Annotated in this window: 26 protein-coding genes and 4 tRNA genes; 15 read left to right on the top strand and 15 right to left on the bottom strand. The window is 42.9% G+C overall.

What is annotated here, in order from left to right:
- The first annotated feature begins 136 nt into the window (after positions 1-136).
- Positions 137-2,959: a DUF3458 domain-containing protein gene (locus AC20MK_RS08615; protein ID WP_487355435.1), complete on the top strand. Its 2,823-nt coding sequence runs from the start codon at positions 137-139 to the stop codon at positions 2,957-2,959.
- On the opposite strand, the gene AC20MK_RS08610 is transcribed toward AC20MK_RS08615, so the two are convergent.
- Together AC20MK_RS08610 and AC20MK_RS08605 are read right to left on the bottom strand one after the other, a co-directional pair.
- Positions 2,926-3,630, bottom strand: coding sequence for an HAD family hydrolase (locus tag AC20MK_RS08610; protein ID WP_487355434.1), 705 nt, complete (start codon positions 3,628-3,630; stop codon positions 2,926-2,928). The genes AC20MK_RS08615 and AC20MK_RS08610 overlap by 34 nt on opposite strands.
- A gap of 20 nt (positions 3,631-3,650) precedes the next feature.
- Positions 3,651-4,001 carry a DUF5684 domain-containing protein gene (locus AC20MK_RS08605; protein WP_487355433.1) on the bottom strand — a complete coding sequence of 117 codons (351 nt, stop codon included), beginning with the start codon at positions 3,999-4,001 and terminating at the stop codon, positions 3,651-3,653.
- A gap of 97 nt (positions 4,002-4,098) precedes the next feature.
- Between AC20MK_RS08605 and AC20MK_RS08600 the strand changes: the two genes are divergently transcribed.
- The 8 genes from AC20MK_RS08600 to AC20MK_RS08565 all read left to right on the top strand — a co-directional run bounded on the left by AC20MK_RS08600 (position 4,099) and on the right by AC20MK_RS08565 (position 8,004).
- The gene (locus AC20MK_RS08600; RefSeq protein WP_487355432.1) at positions 4,099-5,001 is read left to right on the top strand and encodes a DMT family transporter; all 903 of its coding nucleotides are present in this window, start codon (positions 4,099-4,101) and stop codon (positions 4,999-5,001) included.
- A gap of 303 nt (positions 5,002-5,304) precedes the next feature.
- Positions 5,305-5,751 (top strand): 30S ribosomal protein S13, encoded by a 447-nt coding sequence (locus tag AC20MK_RS08595; protein WP_487355431.1) that lies wholly within the window; start codon positions 5,305-5,307, stop codon positions 5,749-5,751.
- Between the two features lie 12 nt (positions 5,752-5,763).
- The gene (locus AC20MK_RS08590; RefSeq protein ID WP_487355430.1) at positions 5,764-6,318 is read left to right on the top strand and encodes a 30S ribosomal protein S4; all 555 of its coding nucleotides are present in this window, start codon (positions 5,764-5,766) and stop codon (positions 6,316-6,318) included.
- 13 nt (positions 6,319-6,331) lie between these two features.
- Positions 6,332-6,712, top strand: coding sequence for a 30S ribosomal protein S11 (locus AC20MK_RS08585; RefSeq protein ID WP_305064389.1), 381 nt, complete (start codon positions 6,332-6,334; stop codon positions 6,710-6,712).
- A 23-nt stretch (positions 6,713-6,735) separates the two neighbouring features.
- The gene (locus AC20MK_RS08580; protein ID WP_487355429.1) at positions 6,736-7,539 is read left to right on the top strand and encodes a DNA-directed RNA polymerase subunit D; all 804 of its coding nucleotides are present in this window, start codon (positions 6,736-6,738) and stop codon (positions 7,537-7,539) included.
- A gap of 52 nt (positions 7,540-7,591) precedes the next feature.
- A tRNA-Leu gene (locus AC20MK_RS08575) sits at positions 7,592-7,679 on the top strand.
- 78 nt (positions 7,680-7,757) lie between these two features.
- Positions 7,758-7,845, top strand: a tRNA-Leu gene (locus tag AC20MK_RS08570).
- 71 nt (positions 7,846-7,916) lie between these two features.
- A tRNA-Leu gene (locus AC20MK_RS08565) sits at positions 7,917-8,004 on the top strand.
- 200 nt (positions 8,005-8,204) lie between these two features.
- On the opposite strand, the gene AC20MK_RS08560 is transcribed toward AC20MK_RS08565, so the two are convergent.
- The 5 genes from AC20MK_RS08560 to AC20MK_RS08540 form a co-directional block, all read right to left on the bottom strand.
- Complete coding sequence (locus AC20MK_RS08560) at positions 8,205-8,378, bottom strand: hydantoinase/oxoprolinase family protein (RefSeq protein WP_487355428.1); 174 nt, start codon at positions 8,376-8,378, stop codon at positions 8,205-8,207.
- 23 nt (positions 8,379-8,401) lie between these two features.
- A complete protein-coding gene (locus AC20MK_RS08555) occupies positions 8,402-8,713 on the bottom strand; it encodes a hypothetical protein (RefSeq protein WP_487355427.1) in 312 nt (103 codons plus the stop codon).
- 382 nt (positions 8,714-9,095) lie between these two features.
- Entirely contained in the window at positions 9,096-9,953 is an 858-nt protein-coding gene (gene uppS, locus AC20MK_RS08550; RefSeq protein WP_487355426.1) for a polyprenyl diphosphate synthase, read from the bottom strand.
- Positions 9,954-10,070: 117 nt separating this feature from the next.
- The gene (locus tag AC20MK_RS08545) at positions 10,071-10,382 is read right to left on the bottom strand and encodes a DUF2551 domain-containing protein (RefSeq protein WP_309739811.1); all 312 of its coding nucleotides are present in this window, start codon (positions 10,380-10,382) and stop codon (positions 10,071-10,073) included.
- Positions 10,383-10,488: 106 nt separating this feature from the next.
- Positions 10,489-11,535 (bottom strand): radical SAM protein, encoded by a 1,047-nt coding sequence (locus AC20MK_RS08540; protein ID WP_487355425.1) that lies wholly within the window; start codon positions 11,533-11,535, stop codon positions 10,489-10,491.
- A 78-nt stretch (positions 11,536-11,613) separates the two neighbouring features.
- Between AC20MK_RS08540 and AC20MK_RS08535 the strand changes: the two genes are divergently transcribed.
- Positions 11,614-11,802, top strand: coding sequence for a 4Fe-4S binding protein (locus AC20MK_RS08535; protein ID WP_487355424.1), 189 nt, complete (start codon positions 11,614-11,616; stop codon positions 11,800-11,802).
- A gap of 35 nt (positions 11,803-11,837) precedes the next feature.
- Here the strand turns inward: AC20MK_RS08535 and AC20MK_RS08530 are convergent, their stop codons facing one another.
- The 4 genes from AC20MK_RS08530 to AC20MK_RS08515 form a co-directional block, all read right to left on the bottom strand.
- Positions 11,838-13,778 carry a hypothetical protein gene (locus AC20MK_RS08530; protein WP_487355423.1) on the bottom strand — a complete coding sequence of 647 codons (1,941 nt, stop codon included), beginning with the start codon at positions 13,776-13,778 and terminating at the stop codon, positions 11,838-11,840.
- A gap of 20 nt (positions 13,779-13,798) precedes the next feature.
- Positions 13,799-16,000, bottom strand: coding sequence for an ATPase, T2SS/T4P/T4SS family (locus AC20MK_RS08525; RefSeq protein WP_487355422.1), 2,202 nt, complete (start codon positions 15,998-16,000; stop codon positions 13,799-13,801).
- Positions 16,001-16,335: 335 nt separating this feature from the next.
- Positions 16,336-17,766, bottom strand: a complete 1,431-nt coding sequence (locus tag AC20MK_RS08520) for a nucleotide sugar dehydrogenase (RefSeq protein WP_487355421.1) — start codon at positions 17,764-17,766, stop codon at positions 16,336-16,338.
- A 408-nt stretch (positions 17,767-18,174) separates the two neighbouring features.
- On the bottom strand, positions 18,175-18,378 hold the full coding sequence (locus tag AC20MK_RS08515; protein ID WP_250868159.1) for a DUF5371 family protein: 204 nt from the start codon (positions 18,376-18,378) through the stop codon (positions 18,175-18,177).
- A gap of 977 nt (positions 18,379-19,355) precedes the next feature.
- Here AC20MK_RS08515 and AC20MK_RS08510 point away from each other — a divergent pair.
- The 3 genes from AC20MK_RS08510 to AC20MK_RS08500 all read left to right on the top strand — a co-directional run bounded on the left by AC20MK_RS08510 (position 19,356) and on the right by AC20MK_RS08500 (position 20,931).
- Positions 19,356-19,433, top strand: a tRNA-Arg gene (locus AC20MK_RS08510).
- A 41-nt stretch (positions 19,434-19,474) separates the two neighbouring features.
- Positions 19,475-19,927 (top strand): N-acetyltransferase, encoded by a 453-nt coding sequence (locus AC20MK_RS08505; protein WP_487355420.1) that lies wholly within the window; start codon positions 19,475-19,477, stop codon positions 19,925-19,927.
- A gap of 74 nt (positions 19,928-20,001) precedes the next feature.
- Entirely contained in the window at positions 20,002-20,931 is a 930-nt protein-coding gene (locus tag AC20MK_RS08500) for a nucleotidyltransferase domain-containing protein (RefSeq protein WP_487355419.1), read from the top strand.
- Between the two features lie 134 nt (positions 20,932-21,065).
- Here the strand turns inward: AC20MK_RS08500 and AC20MK_RS08495 are convergent, their stop codons facing one another.
- The gene (locus tag AC20MK_RS08495; protein WP_487355418.1) at positions 21,066-21,377 is read right to left on the bottom strand and encodes a DUF2098 domain-containing protein; all 312 of its coding nucleotides are present in this window, start codon (positions 21,375-21,377) and stop codon (positions 21,066-21,068) included.
- A 12-nt stretch (positions 21,378-21,389) separates the two neighbouring features.
- Positions 21,390-22,343, bottom strand: a complete 954-nt coding sequence (gene mptA, locus AC20MK_RS08490; RefSeq protein ID WP_487355417.1) for a GTP cyclohydrolase MptA — start codon at positions 22,341-22,343, stop codon at positions 21,390-21,392.
- 321 nt (positions 22,344-22,664) lie between these two features.
- Between mptA and AC20MK_RS08485 the strand changes: the two genes are divergently transcribed.
- Both AC20MK_RS08485 and argB read left to right on the top strand, forming a co-directional pair.
- A complete protein-coding gene (locus AC20MK_RS08485; protein WP_487355416.1) occupies positions 22,665-22,961 on the top strand; it encodes a non-histone chromosomal MC1 family protein in 297 nt (98 codons plus the stop codon).
- Positions 22,962-23,121: 160 nt separating this feature from the next.
- Complete coding sequence (gene argB / locus AC20MK_RS08480) at positions 23,122-24,012, top strand: acetylglutamate kinase (protein WP_487355415.1); 891 nt, start codon at positions 23,122-23,124, stop codon at positions 24,010-24,012.
- 26 nt (positions 24,013-24,038) lie between these two features.
- Here argB and AC20MK_RS08475 read toward each other — a convergent pair whose 3' ends face one another.
- Together AC20MK_RS08475 and guaA are read right to left on the bottom strand one after the other, a co-directional pair.
- Positions 24,039-25,082 carry an archaeosine biosynthesis radical SAM protein RaSEA gene (locus AC20MK_RS08475; RefSeq protein ID WP_487355414.1) on the bottom strand — a complete coding sequence of 348 codons (1,044 nt, stop codon included), beginning with the start codon at positions 25,080-25,082 and terminating at the stop codon, positions 24,039-24,041.
- On the bottom strand, positions 25,083-25,997 hold the full coding sequence (gene guaA, locus AC20MK_RS08470) for a glutamine-hydrolyzing GMP synthase (RefSeq protein WP_487355413.1): 915 nt from the start codon (positions 25,995-25,997) through the stop codon (positions 25,083-25,085).
- Positions 25,998-26,182 lie beyond the last annotated feature (185 nt).

Below are 26,182 nucleotides of genomic sequence, written 5' to 3'. Positions count from 1 at the left end.
TTTCTATAATTGTGTCCTTTTCTTTGAAAAAGTGTTGGTTTCATCTACTGCTTGCAGAATATTGACTGGCCGTTGCCTATCACTATTTAGAAACATGTTTAAGCTAACATGACTTTAGGAAAATAGGTGTAATCACATGGAACGTATATACAAATATTATCCTGAAGATTTTGGGGAGCTTAATGTAAATGTCATTCACATGGACCTTTTGTTCGATGTATATGATGACCATACATATGTTACATCCTATCTGAAGGTCAAGACCCTTGACAAACCGATAGATCATCTTGACCTTAACTGTCGTGATCTGGAAATAAAGGACATTAGTTGCAAGGACTATGACATATCCTACGAATTTAGGGCGGATGAATATATACTTTCCATCAAATTCCCTGCATTGGTGCCGGAAAATACTGAAATTGTCATTCACACGGAAACTATTTGCAGGCCAACCTCGAATGTACTCGAAGGTCTCTATTATGACGAAACACCTGCAGGCGCACCTCCTCAGCAGATCACTCAGTGTCAGCAGTGGGGTTTCCAGCGTATTGTTCCATGCATTGACGACATGACTGCAAAATGCACTTACACTACAACAATAATTGCAGATGAACGTTACACCAATCTCATAACCAATGGTGATGTGATCGAAGAACGCCATTCCATCGGAAATGGCAGGTCAAAGATCGTCTATGACAATTCCATCACACCCATGGCCACCTATCTCTTCTTTTTGGGAGTGGGTACCTACCGCACTTTCGCAAGAGAATTCGAATACCCCTCTGGAGACACTTTCGATCTCGAGTTCCTGGTCCCTCCGGGATCGGAAATATATCCTGCGGAAAAGGCACTCGATGTTCTCTATGATTCGGTTCTGTGGACATATCTTTTCACCGGACCTGAGCAATACAATGATCTTGACAAGAGGAAAGAGATATATGAGCTTGTCAGGACAAGGGATGGACTGAAGAAAGAAGGTGGTCCTGAAGACCTCCAGTTCGTTCGTGATGAACTGAAAAAGCTTGATAGCTCCCTTAAAATGGGCTATAAATATACCGGCACCGTCTATCGTGAGATTGGAATGCAGAACTCTGATTTTGGCGGGATGGAAAATGTCGGCAATACCACAATAACCACGAACCGCATAATGCCATATCCGGAAACCACCGATAATGCATTCGAATATATGATACGTGTCAAAGTGCATGAATATTATCACAATATCAATGGTTCGGAAGTCACTGGCTGGAGTCCTTTTGAGATCTGGCTGAACGAAGCGGTGACCGTACACATCGAACATCAGTTCCATGCTTTCCTTTTCGGGGAGAACTACAGCCGTCTGGCGAATGTCCTTGACCTGCTATACCCTGGGGTGGGTACCTTTGCCATTGATAGCGGAGCAGCTTCGATGTCCATTGTTCCGGAAGGTTTTAACGATCCCAATGACCTGATAACCGCTGTCACCTATGTGAAAGCGCCGGAATTTGTCAGGATGCTTGAAACTTTAATGGGCAAGGAAACGTTTGCCCGTGCTCTTGATAGTTATCATACGAAGTTCAGTCATTCCAATGCAACAGGCGAGGATTGGCTCAGGACCATGGAAGAGTTCTCAGGAATGGACTTTTCAGAAATGTCCAAAAATTGGCTCAAACAGACCAAATTCCCTGTTTTGAACATCGATACTTCTTATGACAGCTCGAACCGTTCATTCAAGTTCGAACTGACACAGGTCGTTCCGGAAGGCAGCACCCATTGGGAATTCCCTTTCGTGGCTGCATTGGTTGACAGTGAAGGAAATGATATTGCAGAATTCACTGAATGGATTGCGTCAGAAAAAGCAGAGGTTCTCGTGGAAAACGTTGAAATGCCTGCCTTTGTCTCTGTGAACCGTGGATATTCGTTCTACGGGAAGGTCGTGGGCGATGTTTCCGATGATGAACTGCTCCTGCAGGTGGAAAAGGATAACGATATGATCAACAGGTTCGTTGCGTATTACACTCTGGTCGACCGGGAAAAGATGAAGCTCATTGCAGACAAGGATGCCCGTGTCTCTGAAATGTTCATTGATATCTTTGGTGATCTCATCACCAATGATGAACTCATGGAAGATGTTGGAGGTCAATTCCTCTCTATATTCGAATCAGTTGAGGATGTGTCCTTGTCTCACCGCTATCAGCTCCTTTATGATGTTAAGGAACGTGTTCTCAGTGAGATCGCAAAGAACCGGACCGTTTCCATGCTTAATGTCTATCACAAATATGTTGCTCTTTCAGTTCCTGCGAACGATACTCTTGAAGAGCAGGCACGTTGCATCAAGGCCAGGCAGGTAAAGAATCTGGTTCTTAGGGTCCTTGCAACACTTGACACTCCTTTTGTACAGCAGTTATGCAAAAAGCAGTTCTATGAAGCCTCCTGTGCAACTGATAAGCTTGCAGCTTTTGATCGTTACATCAACAGTTCTGCCGAGGACAAGATGGATCTGCTTGAAATGTTCATGGAAGAGTCAAAAAAGAACCTTGTCGCATGGGAGGCTTTCCTGTCAATAGTCGCAGGGAACAGCAGTACGGAGGCTGTATCTCTTGTCAGGCAGATCGAAGTTTCCGAATCATTCCGTATCGAGCAGGCAAATGATCAGCGTGCTCTTTATGGTGGGTTTGCGAGGAACAGAAAAATATCTCTGCAAACGGAAGCTGGGCGTGAACTGCTTCGTGAGATACTGTTCAAGCTCTCTAATGTCAATGAATATAGTACCACTAACATGCTGAATGTGTTTGCAAATATCGATCTGATGGAAGAAGAATATCATGTGCCTCTGGTGGATATCCTTGCACAGATGTTGAAGGAATTGGATGCTGAAAAGGTTCCTAGTGTCTATAACCGGGTAAGGAAGCTCCTGAAAGGTGCTCCAAAAGCGGTTGCAAGATATCAGGAAGAAATTGGCGGGATCGAAGGGTTCTGATCCCTTCCCTTTTCAAATATGAAGTCGATTATCTCTGATATTTTTGAAAGGGTGATGTCGGCTTCTACTTTTTGTCCCTTCTCTCTTTTGTTCCCATATGCAGCATAGGCGGTTTGCATTCCTATCCTTCGGGCAGGTTCAATATCCCTTCTGGGACTGTCCCCTACGAAAAGAGCTTGTGATGGGGGAATGTTCAGGATGTCCAGTGCATAAAGGAATACTTTGAGGTCAGGTTTTTTTGCCCCGGTCACATCAGTTGTTACAACTGTATCGAAGTAATCGCCTATCTGTGTTCTTTCGATACGTTTTATTGCATTGTGTGATTGCGCATCCGTAACAAGTGCGAGATCCAGTTCCTTTTCTTTGAGTTTTTGCAGGGTTTCTATGACTCCGGGATATAGGACGAGCGCTTCTACTTTCACCTTCTCATAGAGGTCGCAACTGATCGCGTAGTTCTCCTCTGAATATAATTCGTTGTCCCGGAGGTAGTCCTGTATGTTCTTAAGGTCTTCAAAACCGGCGTTCTCTCTTAGGAAGTATTGAAGTAGTGATTCTGCATCCCCTGCGCCAAGGTGTTCTACTATCCTTCGGCATGCTATCAGTTTTGCTTCCATAAAATCGAAAAGGGTGTTGTCCATATCAAAAAGGACGGCCTGTATATTTCTGGCCATGTATTTTTAAGATCCTTGCATCAGTTTGTAAATGCAAGGTATCCAGGGAGGATAAAATTGATCCCGGGTACTAGTATGAGTACCCCATACCATCTTGATCTGTTGGTGGCAAAGGCTATTTCACCCCAGATGTATGCGAATACAAATAGGTTCACTAATGGAATGAGCAATCCCAAAAGTACTAGGATCGATGTCTTTCCTATTCTGCACATCAATATAAGGTTCAATATCGGTATCCATGCCATCCACGTATTTGAAATTCGGGTCTTGGCGGCTATTATTTGTAATGAGTAGGAAAAATACGCGTATAGCAATATGGCAAATATAATGTTCTGCATGCCGAATCCTGGGAAAAATGATATGATATCCATATTAGTTACCTTTTATTTTCTGATTGTAATAGCTTATACTTATTCATGCCGGTGATGAATGTGATATTCTATATATAATGTGTCTCATTTGTCGTTCATGGCATCAGTACCTATCAGGGGATATATGGAGATCACGACCGGCTGTATCATCTATGGTATGGTGGGTGTTTTTCTTGTCCTGGTCAATGATATGGGTACTCTGCCTATCATCTTTTACAAACTTCTCATAGGTGTGATCTTTCTTGCAGGTTATGTGTATCTGACAGGCAAAATGGACCTTATAAGGATAAAAGGAAAACGAAAGCAATTATTGCTTCTTGGTATCTTCAAGCTCCTTACCATTTACTTTTATTTCACATGTATTCTATATTCAGGTTTGTCAATTGCTATTTTGTTGCTCTATACGGCACCTATGTATGTTACTGTATTCTCTCCTTTTGTCCTCAAGGAAATGCCTACGAGACTTGGTATAGTTGGATTGTTCCTGTCTATGGCAGGTATTGTTCTGATAGTGAACCCTTCAAACCTTGTCGGGTTTGGACTGGGCGATATGCATTTCGTCGGTTTGATATCGGGTATTCTTTCGGGTATATCGTTCAGTTTCCTTATTATGACCGCACGCTACCTACGGGATGAATATTCGGGATTTGCACAATTCTTCTGGGCAACAATATTTTGTGTTATCGTGCTGCTTCCGTTCGCATCGGATGTTACAATTCCGGTACTCAAGGACAATTTTTTGATACTGCTTCTTTTTGGAGTGGTGAATACAAGTATAAGTGGAGTTCTCTATTTCAGCGGGCTTTCGAAGGTAAGAACTCAGACTGCCAGTATACTGGCTATGCTTGAGCCGGTAAGTGGCATATTTTTTGATTATGCTCTTTTGCATAGTGCAATATTTGCTGAAACGTTGATAGGGTGCGTGTTCATTCTTGCAGGTGCCCTTCTTGCTGTTATGGAGAATGTGTCTTTCAGGAAGCATCCCGAATTCGAGACCTGATGGGTGGTCCTGGGGCATTTCATATTTTGTGAAGTATTCTTTAGAATAAGCTCTGAACAATTATATGTAAGGTCGACGCTGGGTGATGGTTTGTATGGGTAATATGCATCCAAATACATATTTTTATTTTAAAATAAGTTTGTTATTATTATGTTCGGATGAATACCGTTATATACCAGAAACGGCATATTCAGCGAAGTCGCTTTTAAATTTATAAAAATTTATAAAGCCACATGGCTGTGTCGGAACGGATGAGTTCCGAGGCTACGGGATGCGGTATCGCATTCTTAAGGAGGACAATATATGGCAGATGAAGAAATAAGACATCTGGTTCGTATAATGAATACTGATCTGCAGGGAAACCAGCCAGTGAAGTACGCATTGACCGGTATACGTGGTATCGGATTACGAACCTCTCGTATTATCATTGACAGTACAGGTATCGACCCAAGCGCAGTGATCGGTTACCTTTCTGACGAAGATATTCAAAAACTGGATTCAACAATTGATAAGTTCGAAGAGCAACTTCCTAAATGGATGCTCAACAGACAGTTCGACCCTATATCTGGTGAGAACAAACACCTTCTTGGTCAGGACATCATTCTGACCCTTAAAGAAGATCTTAACGACCTCAAGAAATCACGTGCATACCGTGGTCTCAGACATGAGAGAGGTCTCAAGGTCAGAGGACAGAGAACCAAATCCACCGGTAGGCGTGGAAGCACCATTGGTGTCAGGAAGAAGAAATGAGGGTGATGAATTATGGTATATCCAGGTAAAAGTACAAAGAGCTACGACACTCCAAAACATCCATGGCAAGCTGAAAGGATGGCATCAGAGGTCGAGCTTCTTAAGAAGTATGGTCTCCGTAATAAAAGGGAACTCTGGAAATCTGTCAGTGTTCTGAGAAGGTTCAGAGGAGATGCAAGACGTCTTCTTGCAGAATCCGCAGAATCTGATCTTACAGGTCACTCAAAGACCGAAGCTGATCAGATCCTTGCAAAACTTATCAAGTTATCAATTCTCAAATCTGATTCCAATATCGATGATATTCTTGGTCTTCAGACAGAGGCTATTCTGGAGCGCAGGCTTCAGACCCAGGTCCACAGACTTGGACTTGCCCGCACTGCACGTCAGGCAAGGCAGTTCATCACACACGGACATATCGCTATTGATGGCAAGAGAGTAACAGTCCCTGGTATGATGGTAACAAGGGAACAGGAGATGAATATCGAATATTACGGTACATCACCTATGACCAAGGAATCTCATCCAGAGAGACCTGCACAGATCGCAGCATCAGTGGTTGAGGAATAAGGAGGAATAAAATATGGCAAACGGAATCTGGGGTGTTGCACACATTAAGTGCTCATTCAATAACACGATCATTACTGTGACTGATCTCACAGGTGCAGAGACCATCGCAAAATCCTCTGGTGGAATGGTTGTAAAGGCAGCAAGGGATGAAAGTTCCCCATATACTGCTATGCAGATGGCTACTCAGCTTGCAGATCTCCTTAGGGACAAAGGTCTCGAGGGTGTCCACATCAAGGTAAGAGCACCTGGTGGAAACAAGCAGAGAAGTCCTGGACCAGGAGCACAGGCTGCTATCAGGGCATTCGCAAGGGCTGGCGTCAGGATCGGAAGGATCGAAGACGTAACACCAGTACCACATGATGGAACTCGTCCAAAAGGCGGAAGGCGTGTATAATCACTAAGAACAGAGGTTATTTTATGGAAATCGATATACTTGAGTTATCGGACAGATCAGCAAAGTTCATACTGTCAAACACAACTGCAGCTTTCGCAAACGGTGTTCGTCGTGCAATGCTTGCCGACGTACCTACGCTTGCGATCGATGACGTGAATATCTATAACAATACTTCTGTTCTGTATGACGAACAGCTGGCATTGAGATTGGGCTTGATCCCACTCACTACCAGCCTCGACGACTTCGTTCCTCAGGATAAGTGTACATGCGATGGGGCAGGTTGCCCTGCATGTACTGTTTCATTGACACTTAGTGTAGAAACTGATGAAAGCGGTCAGACCATAGTTCACTCTGGTGATATTGTGTCATCTGACCCGAATGTTCAACCGGCAGACAAGAACATCCCTATAATCGATCTTAGGGCTGGCCAGAAGGTTGTCCTTGAAGCAATTGCTCATATGGGCTATGGCAACGATCATGCAAAGTGGCAGGCAGGCGTTGCCTGTGGTTACAAGATCATGCCTGTGGTCACCTTTGAGGGTTGTGACAGGTGCGGCGTCTGCGTCAATTCTTGTCCCAGGGAGATCATTCAGCTTACTGATGAATCTGCAATGGTGGCCGATGAAGACCTTCTGAAATGCTCTCTTTGTAGACTTTGCCAGGATTCCTGTGACATTAATGCAATTACTGTAAGTGCAGATGAAAAATCCTTCATTTTCAGTATGGAATCTGATGGTTCTTACACTGCTCAACAGTTAATCTTAAATGCAGTGAATACTATTAAAGGCAAAGCTTCTGAGATGCAGAGCATCTTAAGCACATTGTAAATCGGAAATTCTGATTTCCTTTTTACTTTATTTAATTCGCAGTATTCCCCGTGCGGGGGTTGCCCAGCCAGGTCAAAGGCGCTAGGTTGAGGGCCTAGTCTCGTAGGAGTTCGTGTGTTCGAATCACACCTCCCGCACCAAACATAATGCAAATATAGATAAAAGCGATCCTGAGCTATTTCAGGATGGAAATTCGACAAATAATAATTTAATAATGTGCGGGGGTTGCCCAGCCAGGTCAAAGGCGCTAGGTTGAGGGCCTAGTCTCGTAGGAGTTCGTGTGTTCGAATCACACCTCCCGCACCAAACATACCACAGATATGGATAAAAGCGATCCTGAGCTATTTCAGGATGGAAGTTCAATAGATCAACAATATGCGGGGGTTGCCCAGCCAGGTCAAAGGCGCTAGGTTGAGGGCCTAGTCTCGTAGGAGTTCGTGTGTTCGAATCACACCTCCCGCACCATTTTAAATTAAGTTATTGAACATCCATGCATTTTTTATTATCTTTTGTTTTCAGATAGCTTGTTTTTCGATATGTTAATGCAATAATGCCTCTTGAAGGCATTGGATTATTGGTGAGCTGTTCCAGGAACTCTATATATTTCGCTGCAGCCCTGCACAACGGAATGACTCTTCTGGGTCCTATGGTAGCCTTTGCAGCGCTTACCCATGTGTCACTGTCCCACCAAGGGCAGATGTTTCCATCTTTATCGCTTTGACCCTTGTCTTCCAACTACCCACAACTGCACCTGCATCGCTCATCTGCGGTATGCCGTCATATATGACCGACACATCGGTACTCGTGCCACCGTCATCTATTCCAAGGCTCAATTTCATGTTCGTCTCCATTTTTTACTAATTCACAGCTGTTTTAACCTGTAGTCCGAATGAAGTGCTGTCTCTATTTTTTGTGGACTTTTATTCAATGCTACAAGACGGGTCTTCCCGTATCTTCCCCTACTTTGCACAGGTGCGGAAATGATACCTTCCATGTCGAATTCTGAAACGATCCTGGATACACTGGTGCGTCCAAGCGGGTCAGTGTTCTTCTTATCGCAAAACTTCCTGTAGGGGGCTTCAATTTGTCCTGTAGTAACCTTGTCGTTTAATTCATTTGTCAGCTTGACAATACTTAAAAGAACCAGCTTTGAATGAAATGGCAGTTTTTCCATCGACCTGATCACTATCATATGGTCTGAACACGAGGTTTTTTCTGTTGGAGTGCTGAAACGATACTTTGTTCAATCTGTTCGTGGAATGTAAGTTCATCTGTAATACCTATGATGCCTATCATTGAAAAAGACTGAATACTTTCACCCTGCTTGGAGGTCTTTAATATATGCAGAAGTAGTACTATTGTTCGAGGTGAATTTAAATGGATGATTTCTTTACAGAATTAGTGAACAGGGCTAGATACTATGAACAATTTGAAGAATTCCTAAGAACTCAGAAGTGAGTTTTTGCACCATTCGGCCGTAGCTTCCTCCATCCCGTCAAACTGTTTGCTTTCACTACGGCCCCATTCTTCTCTTTATGATGGATATTTGTAAAAGCTCAATTTCGGATATGCTCTTCTTCCTTGCATCGATTTTGCATCTTACTTAAGAAACGTTCTTCCCGGTGCCTTTCGTACTCTTTTTGTTCCTCAAGACGAGTCTGGTATATGCGTATCGATCTCAAAAGGTCTATTTTCCGAAACTCCGGCCAGAAAGGTGCACAGAAATATGCAGCGCATTCGTTCCCATTGGCCTGCCATGGCAGGAAGTTCGATATCCTTTCATTTCCACCTGTGCGGATAATAAGGTCTACGTTCGAGACCGAAGGGCCTTCTATGGGGTATAGGTGCTCCGCAACGGTGTTCTCATTGATATCTTCAGACATCAGTTCATTGATCAGCACTTTATCCGCCATCTTTCTGACAGCTTGCACTATATCCTGCCTGCCTCCATAGGCAATAGCAACATTCAGTTTGAACTTCCTGTAGCCCTTCGTAGATTCCTCTATCCTTCGGGTAGCTTCCTGTAGTTCTTTGGGCAAAAGGCCAATATCGCCTACAGCACGTACCCTTATCTCACGTTCATGGGTACGTTCGTTCTTGCGCATATAGTCAAATTTGTTGGTAATAAGTTCAAAAAGGCGTACAGTCTCATCATCGGAGCGGCTAAAATTCTCTGTAGAAAAAGCATAAACAGTAAGCTCTTTAACTCCCATCTCATAGGACCATTCAATGACCTTTTCCGTAATATCCGCACCACGGGAATGGCCGTAGTCCACTCTTTTCCCAAGTTTGCCGGCAAATCTGCGGTTGCCATCCATAATTATCGCAATATGGTCTGGAACCCTCTTCCCTTTCATACCTGCAAGAAGGGACCTTTCATAGATATTGTAGAAAAGGTTCAATAGCGACAACATAAAAGATCAGATCTTCGATATTTTATTGATTGTGGGTATGTCAATTCTGATAATGAATGTTTAAGAGCATCAGGCACCGATCCTCAGTGCCACTTAGTAATTGAACTATAATGAAGATCAGTAATTATCAAGTACGGACTTAACTACTGGTTTGTAGTCCTCTTTTAACAGGTATAGATTATGGTCGCCTGTAACATCGATACTGAGTATTCCAAGCCTTGTGTTCATAAGTCCTACCATAGCTGAAACTCCTCTGTAGCTTACGTCGAACTCTTTTTCATGGAGATGTTTGTAGACATCACCTGTAGTGAAAGTGCCTCCGTCAAGGAACAGTTTCAGTACAACTTCCCGTATTCCGGTATCGTCTCGGCCCAAATATTTTATAAGTCTCGCCTTAACCCGGTCTTCTATAGTCTCCAGCACAAACACCTCAATTGTCTCTATGTGATTTTAAGTTATAAATTTATGGTAATACATTTGATTTCTGATGCAGAATGCGTTTTCTCTACAGCATTAATCCTTATAAATGTTAGTATCAAAGCGGTATTACCTCGACTATAAGGCCATCTTTGAATGGATATCTTTCGATAACTGATGGTATGAATCCACATTCTTTAAGTTCCTGGGCATTTTCTTCGGTAAACCACCCTGGCAATTCTATTGCCCTTTCCTTTATTTCGAACATATTTCCAGGGACGCCTATTTCATTTAAGAAGCTCACAGCTTCCTCAATATCGCTTGCTTCTATGGATCCGTATAACAATGTTCCATCCTCAGTGATCTCATCAAATGGGCGGGCGGTCTGCTTAGCAGTTCTAATGAGTCTTTCCCTAAGTTGCCCTGCATCTTTATATCTTGATGAACAGAAATGCATCTTTGGGAGATACTGCGCAATTTCCCGGGCAAATGTTTCAGAACCCTCCACTGCGTTGCTTATATCGTTCTTAAGCATGAATCCTCTTTCTGTGAGTTCCATGGCATTGTTATCTGAAAATTCCAGTTCGTTAAGGTTCAGGAAACATCCCAGCTCGTTAATAATGTCCTTCAGCTCGACAACTCCCTTTATCGAAGGCAGCTCGAACCCTACTTCGATATTAAGGTCCTTTGCATCCTTAACCGCTTTCTCATAAGCGGACCCTTTCAGAACGTGCCACATATTCTGCGGCGGGTGGAACCTTATCTCATCCAGCCCCGCAGCAGCAAGATCTTCAAGTGTCTCTTTTGAAGGTGCTATGGATGTGTAGAGGTGAATGTGATGTTCCTTTCCAAACTCCTCTTTGAGAAGTTCGATATAATGGATCACCTTCTCTTTTTTCAGTAAAGGTTCCCCTCCGGTGATGCCTGTGCCTAGCGCATCCATCGTACGCGCTTCGCTCAAAACATCATCATCAGTTTCAACAGCCTTCTCGTTCGCATAAACAGTATCTCTTTTCCTGTCGTCGGAAAGAGGGCAGTAGAAACATCCTCTATCACATGTACCTGTGATGAAGAGTACCATTTTGGCACCCTGTTGACAGAGTCTGCAACCTTCAGTTAGAAAATTGTAGAAAGACCCTTTATCCGTCTGGATCATTTCTTTCATAGTATCCCTTCATACGCTCTCTGATATATAAGGATATTTTAATGCAAAGTGCTTATCTATTTTGTACCATAATCTTTGATGATGGTGATACCTGAAGGCCTTATGGCCATCATAGGATGCAATAATTGCGGCAAATGTGCCCTGATATGCCCTCATGATGCTTTACAGAGTCAAAACGGAAGAGTGAGCATCGATTCAGATCGCTGTGTTCTCTGCATGGATTGCGCAAAGGTATGTCCCATAAAGGCCATTGTCTATATCGAATGAGCTGTCGTATAATATTCTTTCTTTTTCTTAAAGGCTCATATAAGTCCTCTGAAGAAGATCCTTGCCGTAATGGCAGTTACGGTGAAGACGATTGTGGATATTGGTAATGCCTGTCCCAGGTCATACATGAACTGTGTTCTGTCCCCACCGTTCTCAATGGTGCTTGAAAACCTTGTGAGGATGGCTGTGATCAGTATAATGTAGATCCCAATGGCCAGCATGAAAAGCTCTGGGGCAATCGTCTGGTCAAGGTTCTCCGGTGAAATGTTCGCAGGTCCGGGCATGATCTCCTGTGGTAATCTGCTCATCCCCTTTGCGATATTCTGCAATATCTTAGAAATTACCTCCGAAAGGGCAATTGTTACTCCTGCTATAAGAGGTGCAAATATGATCGCTGTAGTTCGCATGGTGGACGTCATATCATAGAGGGAATGTTTTATGTTCTGTTCCACCACCTGAAGTTCCTTTAAGTGATCTGCAAGTTTAATGATGGCAATTCCTGCTGACTGATGACTTTTATGTATGCTTTCGGTGAACATCACCATGGTCGTTTGTATCCTGTCGGAATAGATATCCCTGAAAGCCCCGAACTCTTCGTCGAATATTGCAGTCCTTATGTCCGTTCGCATCGTTATCAGGTTGGTGGAGATCCTTTCAAATGCTTTTCCGATGTGGGAGCCCTGCACCGTTCTTGCAGTGTGAGCGAACGCTTCTTCTGCTGCCCTGCCCTCTGATATACGCCTGCCGAGGATGAACAATGCATCTGCGAACTCGTTCTCCATTATTTTGATCTCATCACGTATTCTTTTGTATGGGGAATAAGCAGCGTTCATGTAGATCGAGAAAGCGATCACTATCCCCCATATTATCAGAAGGGTGGGCGGCAGGATGCCATTGAGGGTCTCTGTGGATATGATGTTGAAGGGATTGCCGGCATAGTTGTATAGATAACCTGAAATTCCAATGAGCGTTCCAGTTATCATCGCCACAATGAATGCATTGCGCTTCTTCTTATCAATGTTCTTAAGCCCGGGGTGGGTATCCGGGATGTTTTGGGGTACAAAGGTCGCTGGTCGCTGCATTAGGATATATTCAGCATAAACAAAGGTGGCAAGGGGGAGAATAATATCATAGAGTATTATCAGTGTCACAATATCGAACTTGAATCCAACAACGGTCATTGCAGGAAGCAGTGCCACCAGTGCAAGTGGTATCAATATGAATATCGAGTACAGGATGTATGTGGGTGTTTTCAATCTCGCTGCAAATTGTTCCATCAGTTCTTTCGTGCCATCAAGGACGATATCAAGGGCACGATTAAGTGTTATTATGCGCTGAGCTTCGTCAGGTTCGCTGATGGAGCTTTTGATAAGGTGGAGGGACCGTTTGAAATGTTCGCTGTTCTTTCCCCACATGTCGGCAAAATCAAGAAGTGCATCATCGATATTGGAATAAGCTCTTACCTGTAGATTCCATAGCATTTTTCGAAGGTCATATGCAAGAGGCCTGTTCGAATGACTGGCTGCAAAGTGGACTGCCTTTTCCATGTTCGATACAAGTCTCATTGACATCACTACATAGCTTAATACCTCTGGAATATCTCCTATTGACTGTATCTTCATGTATCTTGCATGGATCTTCACATATTCACTAAGGTACAAAAGTACACACAGGGGCAAGGCAATTGTCAGGATGGCTACAAGTGTCAATATGGTCCGATCGAATGTCGTTATCTGAAATAGCAGGATGTCAAAGAGCAGTAACAATGCCAAAGTGGCGAACGTGCCGGCATAGGAGAACATCACGGTCTCAAAAGGTTCTATCACAAACCCGGTAAAAGTAATTGAATCACGATACTCCTGACTAACTGAACTTTCGGCCTTTGTAGAAAAACTGTCCATATCCTTTATGAAACGTGAAAAATGGCGGACTGTGAACTTACAACCTCGAATATACCAATTCTGGGACTCTTTCATTTGAATTACACCCCTTTATTTCAGGTATGGATGGAAGAATATCTGTCGAACCAATCTGACCATTTTCGATAGACATTCTCATAATCCGGTCCATTCGGTTCGTTCTTTTCCATGTCCATGTAGAGCCAGAACATATTGTTGGCTTTGCTGACAGCTTCTGCCTCCAAAAGGTCCGCATTGTTTTGTCCTGCAATTGCCATCCTTTCCTTTATCTTCCCTCTTATGCGGATGTTAAGGGATGCGGCATCTATCGATATCCCCCATTTGTGAGCGATCTTCCCGACAATTTCGGATTGCCCTCTGTCAAGAATATCTGTTGGTATGAGCGAATCTGTTGCAGCGTTATATTCCATGATGTCTGCAAAAATATCATTTGTATCTGAATTTTCATCCCAGCTACTGACCACTTCGCATATCTGGGTGACACGTCTCTTCTTGCTCATGCTGCCGCCTATCCTTGTGTTAGTGCAGACAACAACGGCATCTGTTGCTTTAAAGGAGGCCGCAGGCACTCCTAGTGTATGTACTATCCTTTCGTAAACGGCACTTGCAGATGCCCCATGTATCGTGCCAAGTACAGAATTGCCTGCAGTTCCGACCTGCATTGCTTCATAGAGGACCTTTACTTCCTCTCCTCTGACCTCTCCTATTACAAGCGATGAATTTCCAAGCCTTAATGCTGCCCTTAGTGCAACCACCGGTCTGATCTCAAGATTCGTGTTGAGTATGGAAGACCGTGAGCTCATTCCCTGCATCTTCCAGCCCAGTTCCTGAAGGTCCTCGATGGGTAGTTCTCTGGTATCTTCAATGGTGAGTATCCTGTATTTCTGTGGTATTTCCATTATCATTGCAGACAAAAGGGAGGTCTTGCCTGCTCCCACTTCTCCGGCAACGAGGATGGATGTTTCTCCATCCATGAGAAAGCTCAATAGGCCGGCGGTGAGTGGGGATATGGACCCTGTGGCAATGAGTTTTGGTAGTGTCCATGGTCTTCTGGAATGTTTCCTGAATGCATACGCAAGCCCGTTGGCACTCAATGGGTCCCCTATGATAGAAACACGAACTCCGAATTCCTTAAGTTCCATCTCGAGTATCGGGGTAGCTTCTCCAAAAGGTCTGCCGCTTATGGCACGGAATCTCGATACCATGGAGTCCAGGTCATCCTGTGATAGGAATATGTTAGTGACACATTCATCTCCATCGATGACCACATGAACCGGATTCTTGTCTGCCGGGGCATTGATGTAGACATCCGTGACCCTTGTATCAGACAAAATATCTTCAAGGATTCCAAGCCCGGTGGTGTATTTTGCCAGAAGTTCAGAATAAGTGTTCACATCTGCGGGGGCAAGTGTGATATTATGTGACCTTGCATCTTCCTCAAGCATCTTCTTCCCAATCCTGCGGAAATACTCCCTTGAGTTAGCAGGGTTTGCAAAATTCATATCATCAGGTCTGAAACGTATCAGTTTTTTCCGAACTCTCTCAACCATTTTAAGACTATTTGCATCGAGGTTGTACTCCCTGGGAATTATCATGTACAGTTTTTCAGGGCGGTCTGTCATTTCATAGATGGAGACTTGTAGATCTCTTCCGTTCTTATGTGTAATATCGTAACATTCAAGGAACTCTGATAATTCAGGGGGCTCTATGTATATCCTTGATGTGGAAAATGCCGGTCTGACATTTGGTTTTATCAATTGGTCATAATCAATGTCCAATGTACTGTTCTCATCAGTATCAAAGATCCGTCTCAATCCCTTTTCTACTTCCCATATCTCATCCAGGACCGAATGGAAACGTTTTGTACATATGCCACATTCATCGCCTTCATGAAACGCATCTACAATATTTGTTTCATCCAATGCTTCTTGTCCTTCATTCTCTTCCCGAAGTTCTCCGAGAAGCTGGATCGATCGGAATGGGTCATTCTTTGATGTTTCGATGATATTGTTGAGCTTTTTGTTCCTGTCTGAACAATATTTTTCATATCTTTCCTTTTGACAATTGAACGAAAGGTCCAGATCACTGTAATTTCTAAGTGTTTCCTGCAAGTGTGCAAGTTCATAAAGGATCTCCATCTCTTTGCTTTCGTAATCACGTTCATAAAGATGGGACAGGACAATTCTCTCGGCAATTGGTTCTCTGAGGAGTGCTGAAAGTATCTGTTCACGACAGGCCTGATCGTTCAATGTGGATGAATTTCCACAGGTTGAACACATAAATATGAGGGATCTCTGAGTTTTAGTCTGCCGAATTTTATATGAGCATTTGCTATCATTTTTTGTATTTTTTTTAAAGAACGATCTATATAAATTGCCTGTATTGGTCACGGTTTCCTATCCTGCCTAGATTTGCAGGGAAATATTGGATATAATTATAAAAGTATAACTATATTGTTTATTCTGTATAAAAATTTAATATTTGTTTGGAATGGATGTGCTTTAAAATCAGTGCCAAAATAGTAAAGGAAGGTACGAGATCAATAATAATAGATCAATAAAGATGGCAGTTCTTTCAACTGCCTACCTTTTCAAAATAAGAAATTCTTGTCATATCAAATGATGGGATGTTCGTTCTTGTCGCCTCTGCCAATGCCCTTGTAAACGAATCCATTATCGATAAATGCATCCGGGTCGAGAACATTCCTTCCATCCACGATCACAGTGTTCTTCTTTCCTGTCAGTGATCTAAGCTCTGACGGGTCGAGTTTGAAGTAATCCGAATGTCCTGTCAGGATCGCAATGACATCGGCATTTTCCATAACTTCATCGATGTCTTTCATTATCTCTACATCGGGGTAGTTCAGGACGTGAGGGTCATGTACCATCACTTCAGCACCGTTCTCGATCAGGAGACTTCTGTATGGTTCGGACGGTGGGTTTCTCGCATCATCTGAATCATTGATAAAGGCCCATCCCAGGATAGCTACTTTCGAACCTTTCACATCTTTGCCTATGCGCTTCAGGGCTTCTTGTGTAAGGTGGTACATGTGGTTTGGCATGAAGTCGTTGACCTTTCTTGCAAGTACAAAAATGGAGTCTGTGTTTTCAGGATAGTCAAGTTCACCACTGCTTGTTGTGACCCCTCTTTCAAGATGGTATGTATCTTTAGTGAGGCAATGCCCTCCTACTCCGGCACCCGGGTAAAGCACAGCTCGAGTGATGCCTTCCCCTTTTAGGCTATCGATACCTGTTCTTACATCATAGACATTGATGCTCATTGCTTCACAATATAATGCAAGCTGGTTGATGGCTGCTATTTGTAGATCTCTGAACGTGTTCTCTGCGGTCTTCGTGACTTCGGCAGCGGTTGCTGTCATGGGTATGATCTTTCCTTTTGTCAGAACTGGGTTGTAGAGTTCCACAGCTCTTTTCGTACTTGCATCATCAATGCCTCCTACTATGCGGTCGTGTTCCTGTATGTTCTTTAACAGGCGTCCGACCATCACTCTTTCGGGAGCGTGAGCAAGTGCAAAATCCTCTCCTGCTTTAAGTCCTGATTCCTCTTCAAGTATCTGCCTTGCAAGAGTGTCCGTTGTTCCGGGTGTTATCGTAGATTCCAGTACTACGAGCATTCCTTCTTTAAGATATTTCCCGACATTGCGTATGCCTTCGATGAGTGCTCCAAAATCAGGGATAAGGTCTGCAGGGTCCTTAAATGGTGTCTGTATTGCCAGCGTGACAGCATCAAGTTCGGATATTCTTGAAAAATCCGGAGTGCATTCGAATTTCTTTGCATCCACTACTTTTTGAAGTAGGTCCTCAAGACCGGGCTCTTCTCCTTTTAATGGACTTTCTCCGTTGTTCAGCATCTCGATCTTGTAACCGGAGCTGGGTGAATCTCTCTGGAACCCAAGGACAATATCGAAATTTTCAGAATCTGCAAATAAAGCGGCTGCAGGAATGCCTACATACCCCATTCCAAGGACGCCTATCTTTTTTATCGGACCTTTCCTTTCAAGAACTGAACTTAGTTTACCTGTCATAGTATCACTATCTTATTTTATAATGAAGAATACTGGAATATATTCTGCGTATATATCTGACCATATAGTATCTATTCATCTATTATTTAACTCATATATGTTCAGAAGGGAAATTGTTCAGTTCAAATGTTTTTATCCGTAATTGCCCGATCTATTATCCCCGGCTCTCCTCCCTATATTGCTCATTTTATCAAGCTATGGGCTTGGGGTTGAATTTCAATTAGGTATGCTGTGTGAAAGCGAAGTTTTTTCAGAGATCGAAGATCTTCTGTGATGGGTCGGTAAAAAAGTGAAGTATTCTAATAGGCAAACGATTAAGTGGGCTACTAGGTGAGTAATAAGAAGTAAGTAAGTTTTCGTTATGTGAACAACTTGTGTTTTGGTCCACACAACAAAAAATAAGAAAGTTTAAGCCTTCTGTTCTTTCTTTTTCTGAACGATCTTCTCAAGTTTCTTTGTCCACATATCTTCGTTCATCTCTGTGTATTCGCATTCAAGATAGTGTTCTACTGCAATGCTAAGTGCCTCTTTTGTTGATGTGTTGTTGCATTTATCTTTTAATGCTAATAATTGTTCTTCTGCAAGAACGGTTTGGGCATGTACTATCTTCATTTTTGTCATCTCCATTTAGGCATTTCGTGCATCTCCTCATAATGATGTATGTTATTTATAGGTTTTGTTGAAAATATGCTTGCTCATAAAGTCCCCTACATGTGGTCAAGTAGCTTACTTTGTGGTCAAATCGTATGCTGGCAAACCATTTCCCACTATTGTGTGAATGAAAGAAAAAAATCATGTATATTCGATAACTCCAATATCGAATACATTACTATCATTGACCAGGTGAAAATGCACAGTATTTACTCGATGTGGAACGGTGCTATAATTTACTGAAATGTTTTCTGATTCGAGGTAAAATTGCCATTCCTTTGTAAGATATTCCGGATCTTTGCTTTTACGCGAACTCGAGCATGCCAAGATCGACTTCGGTTTTTTGATACGAATCGATTCTTGAGGTTCAAGCTGATAAAGTTCTTCCATATATACTCTACCAGATGAATTGATGATTTTGAGTGTTGCGTTATGTGGCTGGTGGTCATGATTATTAATTGTACATATCGGTTCTGCTTGAATGAATTTTTCAGCGATACAAACGATAAATTGTGAAACTACAAATAATGATATTATTGCTATTGTAATTATTATCAACCATCGTTTGTTTTGCATTTCAAAAATCCGTCCTTGTTATCCTCAATATATATCGTCAAATTTTTAATTTATAATTGAAATTTATGATTTAGACTAATTATATTTATTGGATGTCTATTTCAACCAGAATAAATATTTCTTGGTCAAATGTAATACTTTGTGGTCAAATAAAGCAGTTTGTAGTCAAAGGGACTTTATGGGCAAGCCCGTTAAAAAACAGTTTTTATTACTTTATCATAAAATCATTTCTGCCGTTTTATTTTCTATATCGATATTACCACATCTGTATCGGTCTGTTCATCATTTTGCATATCTTTCTGTTGCAATGCATTTTGACCAATAGATTTAAAATATTGATTGACATTACAAGGGTTACTCGAGGGCGTGTGGCCTAGCCAGGATATGGCGGCAGCCTCCTAAGCTGTAAATCAGGGGTTCAAATCCCTTCACGCCCGCCATTATTCTTCTAACATTGTTTTCAATTTAAGGAGCTTGTGTTTTGATCAGGAAAGCCACATTGAAGGATGTTGATGCGATCAAGAGCATCATCAGTTTCTATGCAAAGCAGGAGCTTATGCTCCATCGTTCTGTCAGTGATCTCTATGAGTCCATACGCAATTTCTATGTTTGCGATATCGATGGCGAGGTTGTAGGTTGCTGTGGTCTGCAGGTATTGTGGTCTGATCTTGCAGAGATCCTATCCTTTGCTATTCTTCCGGAATATAGGGGAAAAGGTATTGGCACTCAATTGTTGGAGGCATGCCTTGACGATGCCCGTGAACTCGGTGTTACCTCTGTCTTCACATTGACGTATGCACCTGTCTTTTTTGAGAAAAATCATTTCAAACGTGTGGACAAGGCAACTCTCCCGCACAAAATATGGAGTGGTTGCATTAAATGCCATAAATTCCCGGATTGTGACGAAATAGCTCTTTCATTGGAACTTTCATAATTCAGTCCATCAATGTAAGCATTTATTAATCCCAAGTACATTTGCCTAGCTATAACTAGACCAGGAAGATAATAATGATCAAAGCACGTATCAGAGATTTTCTAATTACCAAAGACGACTGGATATTTGCGGTTGCTGACTATTTCCATCCCGAAGGTGTCAGGTGTGTGCTGCGATATGTACCCGATGAGACCGGGGACCGTCAGCTCAATGGGATGAATTATCGCAAATATGATTTTGATGTTGCCTTTGATTTTATGCGTGATAACAGACCTGAATGGGTCCAGGATGTCCACGTAGTTCCTGAGGACCAGGTGAAGGTCATTCTCCATCCTTCTGATCCTATTCCCGAGCTCATAAAAAAGGATGAGAGGGTAAAAGCTGTCTATGAAGTATTGCATTCAGCTGGTATTCCTATTGAAAAGATGGGTGTGACCGGCTCTTTCCTTCCTGGTTTACAGAACGAAATGTCCGATGTTGATTTCGTTGTATATGGCAAGGACTGGTTCAAGGCCAGAGATGCCATTGCAGCTGCAAAGGCAAAGGGCGGATTCATTGAGGACATCGATGAGGATATGTGGCATCGCATTTACAACAAACGTATCCCTGAGATCTCTTTTGAAGAATTCGTTCTACATGAAAAGCGCAAAGGCAACAGGGGAATGGTTGGTGGCACATATTTTGATCTCCTTTTCGTTCGAGACTGGGATCAGATAAGTTCGCCTATCTCACGCGGCGAAGACATAGGTACTGCAAAAATAGAAGCAATAGTCACCGATGCAGAACTGGCATTCGATAACCCTTCCATATACAAGATCGACCACGATGAGATCGACCATGTCCTTTCATACACTCATACCTATGCCGGTCAGGCCCTGAAAGGGGAATTGATCGAAGCACAGGGCGTAGTTGAACAGGTCGGCGATATTAAGAGACTTGTAGTGGGAACCTCAAGAGAGCCTAAGGGCGAGTGGATAAGATCCCTTACCCTGCTTGAGCAGTGATGTACTAACGGTATATCAAAAAGTGCTAAAAAAGATACCAGCAAAGATGTAAAAAAGGTATTAAATTTAGTTCTTTTGAGCGCAGTGAAAAGAATGGGCGTTCCAGAAGAACAAAATCGGGCGGTGATGAGTGATCAACCGCCGCCAGTTGCCTGGAACACTTCTTCTACTTTTTCCTGACCTGCTTCGGAACGTTCTTTAACAAGCTCTTTTGTTTCCTCTTCTGTAAGGACGTGTTCCTTTCCTTTGGTAGATACCTTTTCGGTTATTTGCAGTGTATCGATCCTGTAATATAATTGTGTGGAATCAAGAAGTGCCCAGGTGCCCTCTTCATCGGTCATGATATCCTCTATCACTCCGATGGTATCGGTATTGATATAGCGTACATTGCTGCCAACGTTTATTGGCTTGCCATCGATATCAACGGTTTCGGGCACTTCGTTCATTTGTTCCTCGCATCAGTTGTTTTTTATCTCATCTCTGAGATCGCCGAGAAGGGCAACTCTTTCTGCAAATGCATTATGTCTGTGTATGCTCTCTTCATTGATCTGCTTGATGGTAACGAGTGCACTGTCAGGCACATGAGCAAATTCACTGACTATATTCTGTGCCATTGTTCTGACACAATCTTCTACGAACTTAGGGTTCTGGTGTGCTCTTTCAACTACCATTGCTTCATCTGCGCGCTTCAAGAGCTCTACTATACTTGAACTCATGGAACTCTCGATGATACGGATGATGGTCTCTAGGGAGACATCAACGTTACCGCTGACCTCGAGGGATATAATTCCGCGTCCTCTCTGGTTGTGGGTAGCCATTGGTACTTTGTTCAGGAAGTTGATAACGGTCTCGAGATCGACTCCAAGTTCCCTGAGTGCAGTTTTTGCGTTGTCCCTCATTATTTCCTGTGCGCACGGGCATGCTGTCATGCCAACAACCTCGGCTCCAATGAGTTTCTTGACATCGATGTCATCATCTTCAAGTCTTGTTGCGATCGCTTCTGCAAATATGTCCACTACTTCTTGACACTTCATTTTTGTAGATGGCGCTTCCCTTTTGACGACATATTCACTCTTCATACGTACTTCTGAGCGAGTGGCATATTCATGGCGTCTTAGGAGGCTTTTAGCAACATCGTTACAGAGTTCCTCTATCTCATATACTGGAAGATTGATGGCTTTTTCAAGAACTTCATCGACGGCTTCGAAGTTACGTGAAAGGTTTGCACCTTTACGGTCAGAAGGTAGATCTACAAAGATCTCAAAGGTTGAGATAAGTACGATCGGACGTTTGTCCTTTCTCTTTATCTCAACAAGCTTTTTAACTCCGGTAACACCCACACGTGTAAGATTTATGGGTATCTTTGGTCTGTTTGCCTGTACATCAGGAAATTGCGCAATTGGAAGTTCCATATTTATAACCTCGAACAAGGATTAAATGAATGATTTTATCTATTTATTATTGAATAGTAACCAACACAAACAGATTCATTGCATGTAAATGTTTTGTTGTATGGTCGTATTGTATCAGGCGCAACACTTACTAATATATTTCATTAATTCTTTATATATTTTTATATTTGGGGGGATATGATGCTCTATTTTATCTATAAATCTGTGTTCTGCTCAATTTCACATCCAGAATCATAATCAAAAGGCAACATTAAAAGAAAACTATTTATATTTCGTAAGTACAACTACCTATAACCGATAACGGCTTAGTAAGGTGATAAAATGTCTGAAACAAGAAACTTTGTGTTACGAGACGAAAAAGGCAATGAAAGCGGCGTATTCACGGGTAAACAGCCACGTCAGGCAGCTCTTAAGGTTGCTAACAGGGGCAAGGGTACCAAAAAGAAGCCAGAAAAGATCATGCTTCGTGAGCGCGGCACTAAGAAGATCCATGTTTTCCTTGGATGGAAAGAAATGGTCGATGCACCAAAGAACAAACCTGACTGGATGCCTGACAAGATCAACAAGCCATTCGTCAAGAAACAGAAACCAGGCATAATCAAACTGGAAACTATCTAATATTTTCAATTATTGTAGGTTCTGACTCGGACCTGCAAGTTATTCTTTTTGAATTTTATTGACAATTCTCTTTGACCTATCTTTCAAGCGCTATCATATGCTCTTTTACACTTCTTAAATCAAAAAGCTTTATACGATGTATAATCTTTATTGTACCTATATGACAGGAAAAAGAGAGAATGTGTTGATCGAGGCACTTCCTTACATAAGGGAATTCCACGATTCTGTTATGGTCGTCAAAGTAGGTGGACATGCCATGGTCGATCCTCAGGTAATGAGTGATATCATCCAGGATATTGTCCTACTGCGCTTTGTCGGTATTCATCCTGTGATCGTTCATGGCGGCGGACCGGAAATAACCGAAAAGATGGAACGCATGGGCAAAAAATCAGAATTCATAGGTGGGTTGAGGATAACTGACGATGAGACCATGGAAATTGCCAGGATGGTGCTCGTCGGAAATATCAATACGCGCATAGTTTCCCTCATAGGTAAACATGGTGGGAAAGGTGTCGGTCTTTCCGGAAAGGATGGGAAGATGATATTGGCAAAGAAAAAGGGCACTCAGAAGATTATGATAGAAGAGGTTGAACACGATGTCGATCTTGGTTGGGTGGGTGATACAGAGATAATCGATCCGGAGATCATCAATATAGTGATAGCGAACGATTATATTCCAGTCATATCTCCAATAGCGATGGATTCAGAGGGGAATGCCCTGAACATAAACGCTGATACGGTCGCAGGCGATCTCGCAGATGCTCTGAATGCAAAGAAACTGATACTTATGACCGATGTGCCGGGTGTTCTCAGAGATCAGACCGATACATCAACACGCATATCCCGCATCGGTGTGGATGAAGTTGAACAACTGATAGAAGATGGCATCATCGGTGGCGGTATGATCCCGAAGATGAGAAGTGCAAAAGCAAGTGTTGAGGGTGGTGTGGATCGCGTACATATCATAGATGGCAGCATATCCCATTCAGTATTGCTGGAGCTTTTCACCGATCAGGGTATTGGTACGATGTTGTATAAGGACACCGAATAAGGGTGTCCTCTCATCCATTTTTAGCTTTATCTGTCAAGTATCGGACTGCCATAGGTAAAATCGTCCAGTTCGAGCACTTTTTTCCACGTCTGTTTGCAATCGCATGTAAGTCCTTCGAGCACTTTCAGGTCCTGGGTACGTGAAAACAGATGTACTGCATCTGAAACATCCCTGCTGCAGATCTTGCAATTATGGGGGCCACGTTTTGAACCTGCACCTACAGGGTCGGAAGTTATGGCCAGGTCAGGGTGGCGCTGTTTTGTTCGTTTAAGGATCTCAACGATACTCCAAAGCCAGGGTGTTCTGTACTGACTCCTTTGCCAGAGCTGTTCCACATACGTACCATTCTGGACATTACATAGGTTTATCGAGATGGTCTGTGCATGATCTGCAACATCATCGACAGTTTTGACAATGTCTTCCAGTGCTTCCTTCTCGGACAGGAACGGTGGTTTCAGCAACAGATATGCCTTCATGGTCACATCGTTGTTCTTTGCCACGTTTGAGGCTGTAATGTAATCCTCGAAGGTGAATCCCTTATTGATGGAGTTCTTCCGTATATTGTCTGAACTTGTTTCCAGTCCGATGGCAATTTCAAAAGCAGTATCTCCGAGTGCTTCTTTACAGGATTTCAGGGTCTCTTCAGTAACGAACTCAGGTCTGCTCTCAACGATGACCTTAAAGATACGTTCATCGGATGCCAGTTTGCTCAGAATGTTAGCTCTTGTTTCGGCTGGTACTTCATTTTCATCAAGGAAACTTCCTGATGTAAATATCTTCACCATGAAACTTTCGAACTTCTCACCCTTCTGCATGGCATTATCGAACTGTCTTTCAAGTTCTTCCGGCTGTGGGGGTATCTTCGCACTGTCATACACAAAGCCGCACATTGTACAGCCTCCAGCTTTTCCCCACCAGCAGCCTGATGTCTTGAAGATGATGGTCAGTGTATCAACTGTCTTCCCGTCACAGTGATCTGTGCTTCTCCATACGGCGGCAGGATAATCGTTAGATGATGGCTTTATACGCTGACGTTCGCGTATATCTAATACGGCTTTATTGAGTGACATTTACTCGAACTCGATAGTTGCAGGTGGTTTTGGTGACAGGTCGTAAAGCACTCTTGCGACTGATGCTATCTCGCCAGAGATCCTGGATTCGATCTTCCTGAGGGTCTCCCAGGGTAGTTCAAGTGCCTCTGCGGTCATACCATCTCTTGAACCGACAGCTCGCACGGCAATTATCCATCCATGTACACGGACATCCCCTTTGACACCGGTTCCTTTTCCTATGACAGCTGCAAATGTCTGCCATGGTTTGAACTGCTCGAGGAGTTCTTCCTCTACGATAGCGTTCGCTTCACGTACGACATCGACCTTTTCCTCAGTGACCTCTCCGATTATCCTTACAGAAAGCCCGGGTCCCGGGAATGGCATTCTCTCACATATCTCTTCAGGAAGGTCAAGTGCCCAGGCGACCTCACGCACTTCATCTTTGTAAAGGTCATCTATAGGCTCGATTATCCCCTTGAAATCTATGTGTTCTGGTAATCCTCCAACGTTATGGTGGGATTTTATGCCGCCGTCAGACTCGATCCTGTCCGGATAGATAGTTCCCTGAATTAAGTACTCTGCATTTATTTCGCGTGCTTCCTCTTCAAAGACGCGAATGAAGGTCTCTCCGACAACCTTTCTCTTCTCTTCAGGGTCTTTGATGCCGACAAGTGCATCAAGGAATCGGTCCTTTGCATCTATGGTCTGCAGGTTCATGTCCTCAAAGATCTCTTTGATCCTTTCGGTCTCACCTTTTCTCATAAGACCTGTGTCGATGTAGATAGGTATCAGATCATCTCCAATAGCACGGTATGCAAGTACTGCACAGACTGAACTGTCAACACCGCCGGAAAGTGCGATTATCGTCTTTCCTTTTGCTTTTTCCTTGATCCTGTCTATAGCCTTAGGTATGAATTTCTCGACTTTTACCATGAATATGAACTCCAGTTATGATGTGATGATGATCAATATTAGTGAATTTCTTAGATAATACTGTGCTTTAATATGTTTGTTGGTTTTAATAGTATCGATGGAAAACTCAATGATCCTACATCAATTACTTTCACCTTGCATGGTTGCATGTTAAATATAGTGAAAGACATTTTGAGGATTGAATC

The sequence above is a fragment of the Methanococcoides sp. DA23 genome (genome assembly GCF_057593895.1).
Note: the sequence above shows the minus strand (reverse complement) of the source record. Positions and strands in the feature narration are given on the sequence as shown.

Excerpts from the sequence above, each read along its gene's own strand:
- AC20MK_RS08615 (WP_487355435.1), top strand. The coding sequence starts at position 137 with ATGGAACGTATATACAAATATTATCCTGAAGATTTTGGGGAGCTTAAT.
- AC20MK_RS08610 (WP_487355434.1), bottom strand. The coding sequence starts at position 3,630 with ATGGCCAGAAATATACAGGCCGTCCTTTTTGATATGGACAACACCCTT.
- AC20MK_RS08605 (WP_487355433.1), bottom strand. The coding sequence starts at position 4,001 with ATGGATATCATATCATTTTTCCCAGGATTCGGCATGCAGAACATTATA.
- AC20MK_RS08600 (WP_487355432.1), top strand. The coding sequence starts at position 4,099 with ATGGCATCAGTACCTATCAGGGGATATATGGAGATCACGACCGGCTGT.
- AC20MK_RS08595 (WP_487355431.1), top strand. The coding sequence starts at position 5,305 with ATGGCAGATGAAGAAATAAGACATCTGGTTCGTATAATGAATACTGAT.
- AC20MK_RS08590 (WP_487355430.1), top strand. The coding sequence starts at position 5,764 with ATGGTATATCCAGGTAAAAGTACAAAGAGCTACGACACTCCAAAACAT.
- AC20MK_RS08585 (WP_305064389.1), top strand. The coding sequence starts at position 6,332 with ATGGCAAACGGAATCTGGGGTGTTGCACACATTAAGTGCTCATTCAAT.
- AC20MK_RS08580 (WP_487355429.1), top strand. The coding sequence starts at position 6,736 with ATGGAAATCGATATACTTGAGTTATCGGACAGATCAGCAAAGTTCATA.
- AC20MK_RS08560 (WP_487355428.1), bottom strand. The coding sequence starts at position 8,378 with ATGAAATTGAGCCTTGGAATAGATGACGGTGGCACGAGTACCGATGTG.
- AC20MK_RS08555 (WP_487355427.1), bottom strand. The coding sequence starts at position 8,713 with ATGGAAAAACTGCCATTTCATTCAAAGCTGGTTCTTTTAAGTATTGTC.
- uppS (WP_487355426.1), bottom strand. The coding sequence starts at position 9,953 with ATGTTGTCGCTATTGAACCTTTTCTACAATATCTATGAAAGGTCCCTT.
- AC20MK_RS08540 (WP_487355425.1), bottom strand. The coding sequence starts at position 11,535 with ATGAAAGAAATGATCCAGACGGATAAAGGGTCTTTCTACAATTTTCTA.
- AC20MK_RS08535 (WP_487355424.1), top strand. The coding sequence starts at position 11,614 with ATGATGGTGATACCTGAAGGCCTTATGGCCATCATAGGATGCAATAAT.
- AC20MK_RS08530 (WP_487355423.1), bottom strand. The coding sequence starts at position 13,778 with ATGAAAGAGTCCCAGAATTGGTATATTCGAGGTTGTAAGTTCACAGTC.
- AC20MK_RS08525 (WP_487355422.1), bottom strand. The coding sequence starts at position 16,000 with ATGTGTTCAACCTGTGGAAATTCATCCACATTGAACGATCAGGCCTGT.
- AC20MK_RS08520 (WP_487355421.1), bottom strand. The coding sequence starts at position 17,766 with ATGACAGGTAAACTAAGTTCAGTTCTTGAAAGGAAAGGTCCGATAAAA.
- AC20MK_RS08515 (WP_250868159.1), bottom strand. The coding sequence starts at position 18,378 with ATGAAGATAGTACATGCCCAAACCGTTCTTGCAGAAGAACAATTATTA.
- AC20MK_RS08500 (WP_487355419.1), top strand. The coding sequence starts at position 20,002 with ATGATCAAAGCACGTATCAGAGATTTTCTAATTACCAAAGACGACTGG.
- AC20MK_RS08495 (WP_487355418.1), bottom strand. The coding sequence starts at position 21,377 with ATGAACGAAGTGCCCGAAACCGTTGATATCGATGGCAAGCCAATAAAC.
- mptA (WP_487355417.1), bottom strand. The coding sequence starts at position 22,343 with ATGGAACTTCCAATTGCGCAATTTCCTGATGTACAGGCAAACAGACCA.
- AC20MK_RS08485 (WP_487355416.1), top strand. The coding sequence starts at position 22,665 with ATGTCTGAAACAAGAAACTTTGTGTTACGAGACGAAAAAGGCAATGAA.
- argB (WP_487355415.1), top strand. The coding sequence starts at position 23,122 with ATGACAGGAAAAAGAGAGAATGTGTTGATCGAGGCACTTCCTTACATA.
- AC20MK_RS08475 (WP_487355414.1), bottom strand. The coding sequence starts at position 25,082 with ATGTCACTCAATAAAGCCGTATTAGATATACGCGAACGTCAGCGTATA.
- guaA (WP_487355413.1), bottom strand. The coding sequence starts at position 25,997 with ATGGTAAAAGTCGAGAAATTCATACCTAAGGCTATAGACAGGATCAAG.